The sequence below is a fragment of the Horticoccus luteus genome, from assembly GCF_019464535.1.
Taxonomy (GTDB): Bacteria; Verrucomicrobiota; Verrucomicrobiia; order Opitutales; family Opitutaceae; genus Horticoccus; species Horticoccus luteus.
The window spans coordinates 1,841,664-1,855,488 of sequence record NZ_CP080507.1; the positions used below are offsets into that span (position 1 = coordinate 1,841,664).

The 13,825-nt window shown below is 60.7% G+C and carries 12 protein-coding genes; 2 read left to right on the plus strand and 10 right to left on the minus strand.

Annotation, left to right across the window (positions count from 1 at the left end; translation table 11 throughout):
• Positions 1-52: 52 nt before the first annotated feature.
• The gene (locus tag K0B96_RS07635; protein WP_220165692.1) at positions 53-1,120 is read right to left on the minus strand and encodes a M42 family metallopeptidase; all 1,068 of its coding nucleotides are present in this window, start codon (positions 1,118-1,120) and stop codon (positions 53-55) included.
• A gap of 47 nt (positions 1,121-1,167) precedes the next feature.
• Here K0B96_RS07635 and hisA point away from each other — a divergent pair, with 47 nt between their 5' ends.
• Complete coding sequence (gene hisA, locus K0B96_RS07640) at positions 1,168-1,890, plus strand: 1-(5-phosphoribosyl)-5-[(5-phosphoribosylamino)methylideneamino]imidazole-4-carboxamide isomerase (protein WP_220165694.1); 723 nt, start codon at positions 1,168-1,170, stop codon at positions 1,888-1,890.
• A gap of 20 nt (positions 1,891-1,910) precedes the next feature.
• Positions 1,911-3,155: a hypothetical protein gene (locus tag K0B96_RS07645; protein ID WP_220165696.1), complete on the plus strand. Its 1,245-nt coding sequence runs from the start codon at positions 1,911-1,913 to the stop codon at positions 3,153-3,155.
• On the opposite strand, the gene K0B96_RS07650 is transcribed toward K0B96_RS07645, so the two are convergent.
• The 9 genes from K0B96_RS07650 to K0B96_RS07690 are packed head-to-tail and all read right to left on the minus strand — an operon-like array spanning position 3,137 to position 13,818.
• The gene (locus K0B96_RS07650; protein WP_220165698.1) at positions 3,137-4,549 is read right to left on the minus strand and encodes a dihydrolipoyl dehydrogenase family protein; all 1,413 of its coding nucleotides are present in this window, start codon (positions 4,547-4,549) and stop codon (positions 3,137-3,139) included. The two genes, K0B96_RS07645 and K0B96_RS07650, sit on opposite strands and share 19 nt — an antisense overlap.
• A 39-nt stretch (positions 4,550-4,588) precedes the next feature.
• Entirely contained in the window at positions 4,589-5,950 is a 1,362-nt protein-coding gene (locus K0B96_RS07655; protein WP_220165707.1) for an exopolysaccharide biosynthesis polyprenyl glycosylphosphotransferase, read from the minus strand.
• On the minus strand, positions 5,947-6,768 hold the full coding sequence (locus K0B96_RS07660) for a glycosyltransferase family 2 protein (protein WP_220165712.1): 822 nt from the start codon (positions 6,766-6,768) through the stop codon (positions 5,947-5,949). Before K0B96_RS07660 ends, K0B96_RS07655 begins: the two co-directional genes overlap by 4 nt.
• Before the next feature lies 1 nt (position 6,769).
• Positions 6,770-8,206, minus strand: a complete 1,437-nt coding sequence (locus K0B96_RS07665; RefSeq protein ID WP_220165714.1) for an O-antigen ligase family protein — start codon at positions 8,204-8,206, stop codon at positions 6,770-6,772.
• Positions 8,206-9,318 (minus strand): glycosyltransferase, encoded by a 1,113-nt coding sequence (locus K0B96_RS07670; protein ID WP_220165716.1) that lies wholly within the window; start codon positions 9,316-9,318, stop codon positions 8,206-8,208. The genes K0B96_RS07665 and K0B96_RS07670 overlap by 1 nt, the downstream gene beginning before the upstream one ends.
• Positions 9,319-9,321: 3 nt before the next feature.
• Positions 9,322-9,885, minus strand: coding sequence for an LbetaH domain-containing protein (locus K0B96_RS07675; protein WP_220165718.1), 564 nt, complete (start codon positions 9,883-9,885; stop codon positions 9,322-9,324).
• A 56-nt stretch (positions 9,886-9,941) separates the two neighbouring features.
• Complete coding sequence (locus K0B96_RS07680; protein WP_220165720.1) at positions 9,942-11,087, minus strand: glycosyltransferase family 4 protein; 1,146 nt, start codon at positions 11,085-11,087, stop codon at positions 9,942-9,944.
• Positions 11,084-12,265, minus strand: a complete 1,182-nt coding sequence (locus K0B96_RS07685; RefSeq protein WP_220165722.1) for a glycosyltransferase family 4 protein — start codon at positions 12,263-12,265, stop codon at positions 11,084-11,086. The genes K0B96_RS07680 and K0B96_RS07685 overlap by 4 nt, the downstream gene beginning before the upstream one ends.
• Positions 12,262-13,818 carry a hypothetical protein gene (locus K0B96_RS07690; protein ID WP_220165724.1) on the minus strand — a complete coding sequence of 519 codons (1,557 nt, stop codon included), beginning with the start codon at positions 13,816-13,818 and terminating at the stop codon, positions 12,262-12,264. The genes K0B96_RS07685 and K0B96_RS07690 overlap by 4 nt, the downstream gene beginning before the upstream one ends.
• Positions 13,819-13,825 lie beyond the last annotated feature (7 nt).

Below are 13,825 nucleotides of genomic sequence, written 5' to 3' on the forward strand. Positions count from 1 at the left end.
GTAAACGGCGCTGCGACTCAGGCCGGAATTGGCGAATCGCTTTTACTTGGATTTACCAGTGGCCATAGTCGCCCTTTTTGAGATTCAGCGCGAACTCGACCAGCAGGCGGACGCAGAGCTCCACGTCGGCGAGGTCGACCACTTCGCTCGGCGTATGCATATAGCGTAGCGGCACGCTCACCAAGCCCGTCGCAACCCCGCCACGCGTCATTTGGATCGCCCGGGCGTCGGTGCCGGTCGGTCGCGGATCGGCCTCGAATTGATGAGGGATTTTCAGTTTTTTGGCGGCCGCCAGCAAACGCTCGTAAACGCGCGGATTGATGTTGGCGCCCCGGCAGAGGATGGGACCGCCGCCCAGTTTCGTTTCGCCATATTTGCGGTTGTCGCAGTCGGGGTGGTCGGTGGCGTGGGCCACGTCGATGGCGATGGCTAAATGGGGATTGACGGCGTAGGCCGCGGTGGTGGCACCGCGCACGCCAATCTCTTCTTGAGAGGTGGCGACCGCGACGACTTGGGCAGCGAGTTTTCGTTTTTCGCGCGAGAGGCGAATCAGTGTTTCGCCGACGATGTAGGCGCCGACTTTGTTGTCGAAGGCGCGGGCCGTGCCAATGCTACCATTGAAAAGCTCGAATTCGTGATCGTAGGTCGCGACGTCACCGATCGCGACTCGCGCAAGGGCCTCGTCTTTCGAGCGTGCACCGATATCGATCCAGATCTCATGAATCTCCGGCACCTTCTTTCGGTCGGCCTCGTTCATGAGGTGAATGGCGCGTTTGCCGGTGACGCCTTTCACGGCGCCAGCGGCGGTCTGGATGATGACGCGGCGGCCCGAAATCACGGTGCGGTCGTGTCCTCCGATCGTATCGAAGTAGAGGTAACCGTCTTTGTTAACGTAGGTGACGATCAAGCCTAGTTCATCCATGTGCCCGGCGAGCATGAGGACCGGATCGCCGTCGGGGTGCAGGGTGGCGATGCGGTTGCCAAGGGCATCTTTTCGGTAGGCGTTTGCCGCCGGTTGAACGTGTCGGTCAAAGACAGCTTGTGCTTCGGACTCGTAGCCGGAGGGCGAGCGAGCGTGCAGTAGTTCGGTCAGGAACGCGGGGGCTTCGTAATTCGGCATGGATTTAGTCTCGCGCATCAGGTCATCCGCGCAAAGCGTTTTTCCAGATGACGATTTACCCAGCCATCGATCTCAAGGACGGAAAGTGCGTGCGCCTGCTGCAAGGCCGGGCCGACCAACAAACTGTTTACAGTGATAATCCCGCTGCAATGGCGGCCCGGTTCCGGGCGGCGGGCGCGACGTGGATTCACATGGTTGATCTCGATGGCGCCTTCGGCGGAACGCCGCGGAATCTTGCGGCGGTGAAAGCGGTGACAGACCTCGGGATCCACGTGCAACTGGGAGGCGGATTGCGAACGCGCGAAGACGTGGAGCGAGTTCTGGGGTTGGGAGTGCAACGCGCCGTCATCGGCACGCGGGCAGCCGAAAGCGAAGCATTCATCGGCGAGCTCGTGCAGTCGTTTGGAGATCGGATCGCGGTGGGAATCGATGCGAAAGATGGACAGGTAGCCGTCAAGGGGTGGGTGACGACCACAGCGACTACGGCGCTCGCCTTGGCGCAGCGCATGGATGCGCTCGGGGTCGGCACGTTAATCCATACAGATATCAGCACCGACGGGATGTTGACCGGGCCCAACCTGGCCGCACAACGCATGTTACTTGAGACGGTGAAGTGCCGTATTATCGCGAGCGGTGGCGTGAGCCGGCGGGAGGATGTGGTAAATCTGGCGAAGCTGACGCACGGTCAGGCGCGCTTGGACGGCGTGATTGTCGGGAAGGCGCTCTACGAAAACGCGGTGACGCTCGAAGAGTTAATCGCCGTCGCGTAGGATTTCTGAAGCCAAGCCCAATGACGCTTCCATCGTCAGTTGTCGCCGCGAAAGGCTATCTGGCGCTAGGTATCGCGGGATTTTTCGCCTTGGTGCTTTTTGTCGGGAGCCAGAGGCGGCCGGCATTTTTCGACGAGCCTGCGCATTTGCGGCAGGCGACAGAATTCGCGCCGGCGCCGACTCTGCACGATTGGCTGACTAACAACGACTCGTCCGCAGCCGGCCCTTTGTCCCCACTGCTCTTTGTAACGATGGGCGTGAGAACGATTGAGCGACCGCCGTTGTTCAGAATCCCGAACCTCATTCTTTTGGCGGCGATCACCGCGACACTCGCGGCCTATTTGCGGCGTCAGCCTGTGCCGCGACCGCTTGCGGGTGCGCTGGCGATGTTAGCGCTGCCGCCGATTTGGGTCTGCAGTGGCCTCGCCCTCACCGAAATTCCTGCGATGATGGGTGTTGCCGCTGCGCTCTATGCGGCGGATCGCGTGGGGGCAATTGAGGACGAGAAAAACGCAGAGACGGCCCTGCCCGTTGGCTGGCTCGCGATGCTCGCGGCGGGAATCGTGGTGGCGAGTTGTGGACGTCAAACCTACCTGGCGATTTTGCCCGCGCTGGCCGTAATCGCGGTCAGACGCAGGGCGGATTTGATTCCGGTCGGGGCGGCTTTCGGCGTAGGGATCATCCCGATTGCAGCCGTCATGGTGGCGTGGGGTGGCTTGGCTCCGCCGTTGTTGCGCTCGTGGAGTGAAGGATTGGCACCGACGCACGCGGTCGTGGCGCTTTGCTACAGCGGCGGAATCGCGTTCTGGTTAGCGCCGCGCCTTTTCCAATCGCACTGGCGAGGAGCGACGGTATCAGCACTCGTGGCCATCGGATTGAATATGGCTGGCCTCGGAGTGCATCTGACCCTGTTTACCTCGGCGCAACGATTTCTTGGGCACCCGCAACTATCGGCGATAGCTGAGGCCATTCTTGCAGCAGTGTTGATAGGAGCCGGGGCGGCCTGGGTGTTCGCCGTGCTGAGCGAAATCCTGCGGCGGCCGAGTCGAATGTTCATCGCCGGCGCATTGGGTGTATTGTTGCTTTGCGCCAGTTGCATGGCGATCAAGCACCAGTTTTCCAGCCGTTACATCGGCATGGCGGCGCCGTTTTTTATCAGCATGCTCGCACCGTGGATGGGCTTCGGCCGGTGGGGTTGCATGCGCCTGGCCGTGGGAATGCTGGCGCGTTTCGCCGTCCTGGCATCCTACTTCCGCTTTGCGTGACGCGTGCGGGGACGAGGGATCTTTTCCGCGATTTCCTCGAGCGGATAAGTGATGATTTCCGCCAGGGTCGGGTGATACCAGGGCGCTTTAAGCAGATCGAAGACCGTGGCGCGCATCGCAAGCGGACCGGAAAACGCATGGATCAACTCCCCGGCATCTTTGCCCACGATCTCAGCACCGAGGATGCGTCCGCGGTTGGGCTCGGCCACGACTTTTACGAAGCCGTAATTGGCGTCCATCAGAATGGATTTCCCGTGGTCGTTGAATGGGTAACTGGCGACCACAAAGGGCAGGTCGCGCGCGGTGAGGTCGTGTTCCAGGAGGCCGATGGAGGCGAGTTGAGGATCGGTAAAAACCACGCTCAGGAGATGATCGAAATTGACGGGCCGCACCGCTTCGACACCCGCGGCGTGACGGGCGGCTAGTTCGCCTTGCTGGATGGCGATATGCACGATTTCCACCGGCCCGGCGCAATCGCCCGCGGCGTAGATGTGGGGTAGACTGGATTGTTGCCAGCGGTTGGTGACGATTTGCTCGTTTGGACGGGTGCTCACCCCAATTCCGGCCAAGTTCAAGGCGGCGGTGTTGGGTTGACGGCCCAAGGCATTGAAGAGGTGAGCAGCCCGACGGCGAAGACGCTTCTTGCGGTGGACGAACGTCACGCAGACGCCGTGGCGGTCATGCGTAATGCCTTCCAGTTTGGTATTGGTGAAGAGTTCTATGCCGTCGTCGACCAAGGCTTGCTGAACTACAGCGGCGGCGTCGGGCGAATGATCGCGCAGCACATGCGCACTACGCTGAATGAGTGTCACCTGCGAACCGATGCGGCGGAGAAACTGAGCCAGCTCGCACGCCACGATGCCGCCGCCGAGCACGACCACGCTGCGGGGCACGAAGTCCAATTCGAGCACGTCGTCGCTCGTCCAGAATTTCGTTTCGGCGAGGCCTGCGATGGGCGGCACGCTGACTTGGGACCCGGTGGCAATCAGGAATTTTTTCGCCCGGAGACGGTGGCCGGTCGACAGCGCAAGTGTGTGGGCGTCCTCGAAACGCGCGAATGCGCGTATCAGGTCAAAGGGGGCGGACTTGAGCGCATCAGCCCGGTAGTCGGCAAATTCCCTAATGATCTTTTTTTTGCGGGCGTGAATCGCTTTCATGTCCGGGCGGGCGGACGGAATTTTTAGCCCGAACGTTTTTCCTTTTTGGGCGAGGTGAAGGACCTCGGCCATGTAGAGGAGCGTCTTGGAGGGCATGCAGCCCCGCAAAATACAAAGGCCGCCGAGTTGTTTGGCCCCGTCGATCACGGCTACTTTCTTGCCCAACGCGCAGGCGACGCGGGCGGCGTTGTAGCCGGCACTCCCCCCGCCGATGACGGCGAAATCGTAGTCAAACATACCTCAACATGGCCCAACTCCGGCCGAACGGAAAGCACTTCATCGGCTTCCTTTGGCTGAAATCATCGTGTGAATTGTCTTCAACACGATCGAGGCATCGAGAGTGAAGGAGTAGTGGCGGATGTAATAGAGGTCGTATTCCAGCTTGCGCAGCGTGTCCGTTAGGTTGGCTCCGTAGGGGTAATTCACCTGAGCCCAGCCCGTGATTCCGGGACGCACCATGTGGCGAAAATGGTAAAAAGGAATTTGCCGTTCGTAGTCCGACACGAGCCGATCCCATTCGGCCCGCGGGCCGATCAAACTCATGTCGCCCTTGAGGACGCTCCAGAGCTGGGGAAACTCATCGATGCGCGTCGCGCGGAGGAATCGCCCCATACGCGTGATTCGTGAGTCGCCGGGGCGGGTGTAGCGATCCTCGCCGGTGGCGGATCCGGCCCGCATGGTGCGGAGCTTGAACAATCGAAACGGCCGTTGATGGCGTCCGATGCGGGTTTGGCCGTAGAAGACTGGACCGCGATCTTCGAGCCAGATGCCTAGCGCGGCGAGTGCGAGGATGGGGGAGGAAATCACAATGCCAAAGCCGGCTAGTAACAGATCGGACATGCGTTTCACGCGCTCAAAGACCGGCTCACGGGCGACGCGGAAGCCTTCCTGAAACAGCCACGTGGGGTTTAGTCGGTAGAGAGGGATTTTTCGCCAGTAGGTTTCGTGGAACAGCTCCAGCGTATAGGTGGGAATCCCTTGGAAGTGCAGACGTACGAGTCGCTCTGCGACAGCGGGCTCGAGCATTCGTCCTCCTTCCCGCAGGACGATGCCCTCGACTTCGAATTCGGCCCGATCGATTTTGCGCAACACTTCGGCCACCGAAATGGCCGGTCCTTCTTCCGGCGCCGCTCCGGGAGCGGCGAAGACAGCTTTGAAATGCGTTTGCTGACGTTCGCATTCTGCACGGAAGGTGGCGAAACTGGCTTCATCGCCAATGAAAACCAGGTGCCGCTGTTGTTTGAGCCGGGCTTGGCGTCCCGTCCAAACGCGACGGTAGGTCAGCGTGAGAGGAATGAGAGCAACGTAGGCGAGGAGGATCACCGCACGGCTCGATTGGAGGGCATAGCCAGCACCGATGAGGCCGAACGTTATCAGCAGGACGACAAACATGGCGCTGAGGAGTGCAATCACATGCTGGCTCGTATAATCGAGCGCCATCATGTCGGTGCGGGTGTCGTAGCCGTCGATCAAGTAGACGACGATCAGCAACGCCAAAATTGGCACCAATAGCGGCCAAAAGAAGAACGTGTTGAACGCCGGAGTGGCGCGCAGCCGCATCACGGTGTTAAAAGTCGCGATGGTGGCGACGATATCGAGCGCGACAAACAACAGGCCAATTCGACGGCTACGTTTCATAATGCTCCTCCGGCCACACGGGAAAGGCGGCGTCGTTCCTCATCGATGAAATGTTCGTAGCGGCCCAAAAGGCGGCAGTAGCGCCAACTATACCGACCGTCGAGGAAGCCACGACGGAGCACGAATTGATAAAACATGCGAAAGGCCGGCCGAAACGGCAGGCGATAGCTGACTGCCTTCAACGCTCGCCGGCGCACGAGCCGGTCCCGTGAGATGAGTTCCCTCGTCGGCGGTGGCTGATGCGATGCGGACCGCGCTTCGATGCGCGCGTAGCGGCGGTGTTTCTCCAGCCAATCGTCTTCCGAACCCGGTAAGAGCATCTCATGGAAATAGCCGCCTTGGAGATATTGCATGCGCATCCCGGGCGACTCGCGCTGCCCATGGCCAACCTGCACGAAGGAAAAACGCGTCGCATGCACGAAGCGCGCTTGCCACGCGGGAAAGTCGGTGCAGCGCGGCAGCCATCGTCCCCGAAACAGCATCCGCGGCGCCGCGTAAAACCCGTCGACGGTCGGCGGGGCGTTTGCGGCCATCCGGTCGCATTCCGCCATGAGCTCCGGCGAGATCCGTTCGTCCGCATCCAAGTGAAACACCCAATCGTGTTTAAACGAGACCGTCGCATGCGCGTAATTCCGCTGGCCGGAAAAATCGTCGAAGGGACGGGAAAAGACCCGCGCGCCCGCCGCCTGCGCAATCGCGAGAGTGGCGTCGGTCGAGCCTGAATCCAGGACGACTATATCATCGCTGGCGCGGACCGACGCGAGAGCACCGGGAAGATTACGGGCTTCGTTGAAGGTCAGGATTAAGATGGAAATCATATCACCGCGGGTCCTCCCGCGCGCTTAGCAGGCAGTAGCGTGTCGCGGAAAAAAACATGCACCAGAACACGAGGGTCACCGCTGGGTTGGCGAAAGGAAATTCGACGCACGCGTAAAGGAGGAGCAAAAAGCAGCCCACCCACAGCGGCACCGTCAATGCGGGAAAGACTCGGTGCCTAAGCACACTTAGCAGCGGCAGCGCCCCGGTGAGAATCAGCAGCGCCGTGCCGATAATCCCGATTTCGGCGAGCGATTGCAGCCAGTCGGAATGGGCGTCCTCGTAGTGCGTGGGGGGGAGGCCACGATACGACTCTTGTGAGTCGTAGTTGCTGAAGACCGAGCCATAAGATTCGAGTCCCCACCCAAACCAGCGGCGCTCGTGTGCCATTCGGAGCGTGTCGCGGTAGAGTGCCGCCCGATTCCCGATGCCGCCCTCGGCGCGCATTTCCTGCCACTGATGAACGGTGGTGGTGAGTCGAGTTTGAATCGTGTCCGCGCCCAGATGGTAAATGGCGGCGCTGGCGACAAGCAGGCACACGAGTACGGCGGCGAGCGTTGACCCTACGCGCCGGCCTTGCGCGCGTTTGCGTTTGACGAACCGCCAGAGCCAAGCGCCAAACACTGCCGTGAGCAGCACGAACGCGAGCGCCGTGGACGAGCGGGAACCACACAGCGGGAGCGTCGCGGCAATAAAAAAGAGCAAAACAATCCCCGCGAAGGCGGGCGTATGCCAGAAGTCCCTGGCGCGATCGACGCGGCGGAGATGGTGGGTGATCAAAGCGCAGGCGGCGCTGAGAGAAAGAATGATAAATGCGCCCCAGTGGTTATGATAGACAAAGGTGGCGAACCAAAACTCATTCGGACCTTTCACGAGTCCGAAGTACAGGTCCCGATGCAGCAGGTATTGGGCAGTGCCCATGATTGAAAGCACCAGGGCATTAAGGGCAACCACGAGCAAAAAGAGCCTTACCATGCGTCGGCGCCGGACCAAAAGAGCGAGATTAAACCCGGTGAAGAAACAGCCGGCATACATGAGCAGTTCATGCCAGGCCAGGTCGGGCCGGGCATTGCTGGGCCAGGACGCCGAGTTAGTTCGTTCTAAGAAGACCAAGGTCGTCCCGAACATGCGCGGTTCAAAGCTGGGATTGAAGCAGCTTGCCGCGACAAAAGCGGCGAGGAGAAAAAAGCACACGCTCCAGCGGAGCACAGAACGGGGCACTTGATTCCGGGTATCATGACGAATCAGCGCAACGATTGGCAGGGCGAGGCCCGCCAGTCCCCACCAGCCGATTGTATCATGGGCCCACGGAATCGCGCCGCCAAAGGCCCAGCTCGCAAAGACAACCGCGACCGAGGCATGAATGATGGCGGCCAATTCCAGATGGTCCGGCCATGCGGATCGCCGCCGCGGCTTGGTGGAGACGTCGATCGTGCTCACTATATTAAACTGCGATAGAAATCTCCGAGCATAATCGCACTTTGGCGCCAGGCGAAGTGTTGCCGCACCCATTTACGGGCGATCTGGCCCCGCTCACGGAGGCGTTCCGGACTTTCCGCGAGCAGCATTTGGAGTTCCGAACCATAGGTTTCCCACGCCACGCAGCGGCCGGCGCCGGTGTCGTTGATCGCACTCCAAGGTGTCGAGTCGGTCACAAGTACCGGCACGCCGTGGACCATGGCCTCGGCGATCACGAGGCCAAAATTTTCCGAATGCGAGGGAAGGAGGAATAGAGAAGCGACGGCGTAGGGCGGCGGGACCGCGGACCCATCCAAAATCTTTATTCGATCCTGCGCGCCGACGCGGGAGGCGTAGGTGCTGAGTTGCGCGACGGAGTATGTTTCAGGGATGCCGACCACCAGCAGCACCCAATCGCGCGGAGCGAGTTTCGCCCAGAGTTCAATGAGTTCCGCGACGCGTTTTTTCGGATGCAGTCGCGAATAAAAGACCGCAATCCGTCCCGGCGATAGCGGTTGGATAACCGGCTGCCAATACGTAGTCGCAGCCGCCCTGTCCAGCGCGCCGGGTTCATCGACGCCGTTGGGTGCGATGCAAATGGGCTGGAGGAATCCCTGCCGGCGGATGTCTGCGGCTTCCTCCTTGCTGGTGGCATGCCAGCCGGCGGCGTGTTCGAAGGCGGCGGGGTGAACAAACCGCCGGGCAAACTTCTTTCTGCGGGAATGGTGGCGCAACGACCATGAGCTCAGCATTCCTCGCGGAGAGATTACCAATGGTATCCGATCGCGACGCGATTTTTGCGCGGCGTAATGCAGCGTGCGCAGCCAGATCGAATGATGGTGGACGACCGCCGGCGAGGCGTTGTCTAAATATTGGCGCAGGGTGCGCGAGGGGCAAAGCGCGAGTGGCCGTGAGCGTTGAAAGGTGGCAATACGGAGGGTGCCGGTGTTGCGCGTGTCCGGGTTCGCAGGGGCGGTGGCGAGCAGTTCGACGTCATGTCCGAGGGTGGCCAGAGCATCGGATAACGCATAGACCGATTTACTCGGTCCGCCGTATTGCGCCTCGAGACTTGGGACGAGTTGGCAGACGCGCATCGATTACTGCGGAGGTTGCCGATCCTTGATGGGGCGGCAGGGATGCCCGACGCAAATCTTCCGCGGGGGCAAATCGCGGACGACGACCGATCGCGCGCCGACGACGGCCAGTTCGCCAATGGTCACGCCGGGTCCGACAAAGACATCCGCTCCGATCCACGCGTTGGCGCCAACCACAATCGGCGCCGTGACCAGCGGCATGGACCAATCATTGAAGTCGTGGGTGCCAGCGCACAAATGGCAGTTTTGACTGACGTTGGCGCCGCGTTCGAGGCGGATAGGCGCCAGATTGTAGAGAGTGACGTGACGACCGATCATCGATCGAGGCGCGAGTGAAAGCCGCCAGGGAAACGTGATGCGGGCGGTCGGGAAAATCACCACGTGGGCCGGCTCCGCGATGTCGGCGCCGAACAGGCGCAGTAGACGCGCACGAAAACCATGCCACGGACGCGGGCTCCAGCGGAAAATGGTGACTTGAACGAACGCCCATGCCGATCGGAGCAGCACCTCCCCGCGAGGGTAGGGCGTGACGCAATTTTGACCGAGATAAGGCGGCTCAGAGTCCATGGCGAAGACGAGTACAACTTCTCACGCGGCGAGCTGCGAGACCGGAGCGTGGCAATTCAGGCTGCGTCAATGCACCGTTGCAGCGATGCGAGAACGACGCGTGCACATTCCGGAAAGTCGTAACGGCGCGCATGTTCTTTGGCGCGCGCGGCGATCGCCCGGCGAAGAGAGGGATTTGAAATCAGCCGGCCGAGTTGCGTCGCCAGTTGAACCGCAGCGTCGGGGGCGGCATGGTCGAAAACCAGACCGGTTTGCTCGGGCGCGATGAGGTCGCGGAAACAATCGAGCGCGGAGACGACCGGCGCGCAGCCCGCCGCCATCGATTCGGCGATCGAAATCCCGAAAGTCTCTCCCCGCTCGGCGATGCTGGGATAGCAAAAGACATCCATCGCCGAATAATGCGCGGCGAGCCGGGCGGTGTCGTATTCGGGACCGGTGAAGGTGACGACGGCGGCAACCGCCGGCGGCAGATCCGCACGCAATTGCACTCCGTAAGCTTCGCCGCCTCCGCCTTCAGCGATGGATTCGGGTCCGACGATCTTTATTTGCCAGGGGGGTAAAGCAATGTCCTTCGTCAGTTGCGCAGCGGCCGCGAGTAGAAGCGGCAGGCCTTTTTCGGGGTGAACGCGTCCCACAAAACCGATTACAACCGCTGCGGCTGCGTCGCGGTGGCGAGGTGCGGCGGCGAGGGCCGTCCAGTCGATCGGATTGGGAAATACGCTGGTGCGGGCGGCGAGCCGGGGATTCTCGTGCGCCGCTCGTCGTGCGACTGCGGCACTGGTTGCCAATACACGATCGACGTTGCCGTAGAGACGGCATTGGCCTTTGGGCATGCGGCCGAGCACCACCGCGACGGGGCCGCCGCGGGGTTTCAACCGGCGCAGAAAAGCGGGAAGCGAGACCGTGTTGCAAATCACCACATCGGCCGACGGCAGCGCGCGGGTGACCCGCAGACCCCAGATGAAGTCCAAAAATAAATTGACTGGCAGGAACCGGGAATGTCCGGCGCCCGGCAGTCGCAGATGGACCAAGCCGCCGATGGTTTCCTGATTTGGCAGGCCCGGCCAACGGCGGGAAACGAGCGTGACCGCGTGGCCTTGGGCGGCGAAGAGTTGCGCCAGCCGGTGCCAGATTTTTTCGGTGGCACCGCCGGCGAGCGCGGGAACCGGGAGAAAGAAGCCCATGACGATGGTGATTTTCACGGGACGACGTGCGCCATTGCGCTCAGCAGACCCTCCGTGGCCTGGCGGTAGGTGTAGTGGGAGACTCGGTCCGCGATGCGCGCACGCAATTGGGTGGTGTCGCCGGCGACGGCGGCCAACGCACGGGCGAGCGATGACTCGAGAGCGGCGGGATCATGAGCGGGAAAGACCCAGCCGGTTTCACCGTCGGTGACGAGATCGCGCTGGCAGCCGACGCGGTCGCTGACGAGGCAAGGGACGCCCATGTGCATGGCTTCGTTGACGGCAAGGCCCCACGTTTCGTAGTGGCCGCGGGAGGGCAGCGCAAAAACATCGGCCAGCAGATAACGCACGGGCATTTCGCTCTGGTTGGCGAAGGGCAGAAATCTGACGCGCGCGCCATTGGCAGCGGCGGCACGACGCAGCGGTTCGCGCAGCTCGCCATCACCGACGAAAAGCAGAACGGCCGTGGGGTGATTCAAGGAGGCGAATGCGGCGAGCAGGGTGAGCGGTTGTTTGTTGGCCGCAAATTTTCCGGCGAATAATATCACCGGCGCGTCGGCGGGAATTTCCAGCCGGCGGCGAAGCTCGGAGGCGGCGAACCGATACGTTGGAAGCCGGGGATCAAAGTGCTCGCGGTTGACCGCGTGCGGCGCGAAGAAGAGCTTCTCTGACGAAACGCCAAAAAACGAGAAGTAGTCGCGGTTGGCCAGGCCGACATACGTGAAGGCCGCAAAATGCCGATAGACCCATCGCAAAAGAAGCCGCTTCGAAAGTGAAGGACAAGGTTGCCCGAGGAGATGAGAATCGCCGCGGAAAATGAGGGGAATTCGATGTCGGCGCGCCCAACGCAGAAGGTTCAAATGCGTGCGGAAGCGATAGCCAAAAACCAGAATGGCGTCTGGTTTCCACGTCTTCAGCCGCACCGGCAGCGTGGGATTGTGCAGACCGGAGAAGGATTCCGTGCCTGGATTCGTGGCAGCATTGGGAACGAACTCGTGGTCGTACCCGGAGAGTAGATCGATATCCCAGCGAAAAGCGGCGCCGAAGCGCGGGTCGTGCCGGGTCGTGACGCCGAAGTCCCACAGATAGAAAACGCGCAAGGCACAGCGATTTTCATTAGCGATAAAGCGAAACCAAGGGCTGTAATACTGCGTCGGATGCGAGAGGACGACAGCGAGGCGGCGCGGGACAATCACGGCGAAGGAGTCGGTCGCTTGACGGTTTTACGTTCAACGAAGGGCCAACAGGCGAGGAAGACGGGAACGAACGATTGAAAAACCGAGGTGATGAGCACACTGGCCACCATTTCGAACGAATTGGCGACGCCGGCAAACAGGCTGAAGCTGAGAAATCCCTCCAGCGAGAGGACCAGCTTCTGAGCGGTGAATTTTTCCACCCAAGCGCAAAAAACACCGAGTCCAATGCCGAGAAAGAGCGAGCCAAAGTAGGCTCCGAAGTTACCATAGGCCTCCGCCAGCAGCCCCCAAGCAATATAGGTGCTGAAACTGGCATTCACATCCTGACGTCCGAAATGCACATTAAGCATGACCTGTCCTTCGTGGGTGCGCGGCTTCTCCGGCCACAGAATGCGGGGAATAAGCAGCTTGGGGATGATCGCGTAGGTGACGCCCCCGAGCGTAGAAACATGCAAGGTTTCGGTCGCATCCATCACGAACAGAAGATTTTGAAGGTTGTTGATGCGATTGATCAGGCGCTGCCCTCCCCCGGAGTCTTCGTCCTTTGAGCTCTTGCGGTTGGCGGATTGAACAGGATTACCGATAAGCAAGTCGGTGCTGGCTTCGGTCCATTCAACGTAAGTGCGCGGCATATCGGCCAGTGTCAGGCTGGGCCGCTCGTCTTCGCTGAACCAATAGCGCCCGCGCATTTCAAATTTCCCAAGATTGAAAAAAGAGAGCGCGGCCACGACGACGAGGGTGAATCGCCAAGGGATCCGACCGGAGCTCCATAGCAATCCGATGAAAACCGACCCGAGGGTGATGCCGGCGGAAGAAAGAAGAAAAGTAGCGGCGGCGAGCAGGCAGTTAAGCGTAAGAAGCACCCAAAACATGCCGACCTGCACGGAGCCGAGTTCGCGGGCACCGACCAAGATGCCGAGCAGAAAAAAGCCACACATGCTTACAGCGGCGAGAACGGTGTTTAGAATCGATCCACTGCCGGTGGGCAGAAGATTGAACAACCAATCGGTGAGATTAGCGGCCTGCAGCAGTTGGTAGGCGGTGCCTCCGGCGACCAACCAAAAGCCCAGGCGGCTGATCTTGGCCATCCCGCGCTTTTCGAAGCCTTGAAGGGCGTAACAGATCGGCGCAGGCAATCGGAACATTTCCATGCCCAGTCGCCACGCGATCGCCATGGCGAGACTGAAGATGAAGACTTCAAGCCCGGCCTGCGTGAGGTAAGTCTCGGGATACTTAAAAACAACCTCGTGCGCAGAAATTATGGGCAACCCAAAGGCGACGAGGTTTTGCACCACGAACAGCGGCATGAGCGGCAAGCCAAGCGCCTTGGAGCGCCAGATCGACAGGGCCAACCACGAGCCGGCGGCGATGTAGCCAAAGCCCAAGGCACCGGGTTGGTTACTAAAATAGACAAAGACGAAAAGAGCCGCAAGCACCGCGCCCATAACGAGGAGCGATCGCCGAAGACCCGAACTCAACGTGCGTGCAATGTCGCCAATCTGGAGATAGCGGTCAAACGTGCCGGGGCGTTGGAGCGACGTCGGGGAGTTCATTGATCAG

What these genes read in the sequence shown, in the direction of transcription:
- K0B96_RS07635 (WP_220165692.1), bottom strand. Translation starts at nt 1,120, where the DNA reads ATGCCGAATTACGAAGCCCCCGCGTTCCTGACCGAACTACTGCACGCT.
- hisA (WP_220165694.1), top strand. Translation starts at nt 1,168, where the DNA reads ATGACGATTTACCCAGCCATCGATCTCAAGGACGGAAAGTGCGTGCGC.
- K0B96_RS07645 (WP_220165696.1), top strand. Translation starts at nt 1,911, where the DNA reads ATGACGCTTCCATCGTCAGTTGTCGCCGCGAAAGGCTATCTGGCGCTA.
- K0B96_RS07650 (WP_220165698.1), bottom strand. Translation starts at nt 4,549, where the DNA reads ATGTTTGACTACGATTTCGCCGTCATCGGCGGGGGGAGTGCCGGCTAC.
- K0B96_RS07655 (WP_220165707.1), bottom strand. Translation starts at nt 5,950, where the DNA reads ATGAAACGTAGCCGTCGAATTGGCCTGTTGTTTGTCGCGCTCGATATC.
- K0B96_RS07660 (WP_220165712.1), bottom strand. Translation starts at nt 6,768, where the DNA reads ATGATTTCCATCTTAATCCTGACCTTCAACGAAGCCCGTAATCTTCCC.
- K0B96_RS07670 (WP_220165716.1), bottom strand. Translation starts at nt 9,318, where the DNA reads ATGCGCGTCTGCCAACTCGTCCCAAGTCTCGAGGCGCAATACGGCGGA.
- K0B96_RS07675 (WP_220165718.1), bottom strand. Translation starts at nt 9,885, where the DNA reads ATGGACTCTGAGCCGCCTTATCTCGGTCAAAATTGCGTCACGCCCTAC.
- K0B96_RS07690 (WP_220165724.1), bottom strand. Translation starts at nt 13,818, where the DNA reads ATGAACTCCCCGACGTCGCTCCAACGCCCCGGCACGTTTGACCGCTAT.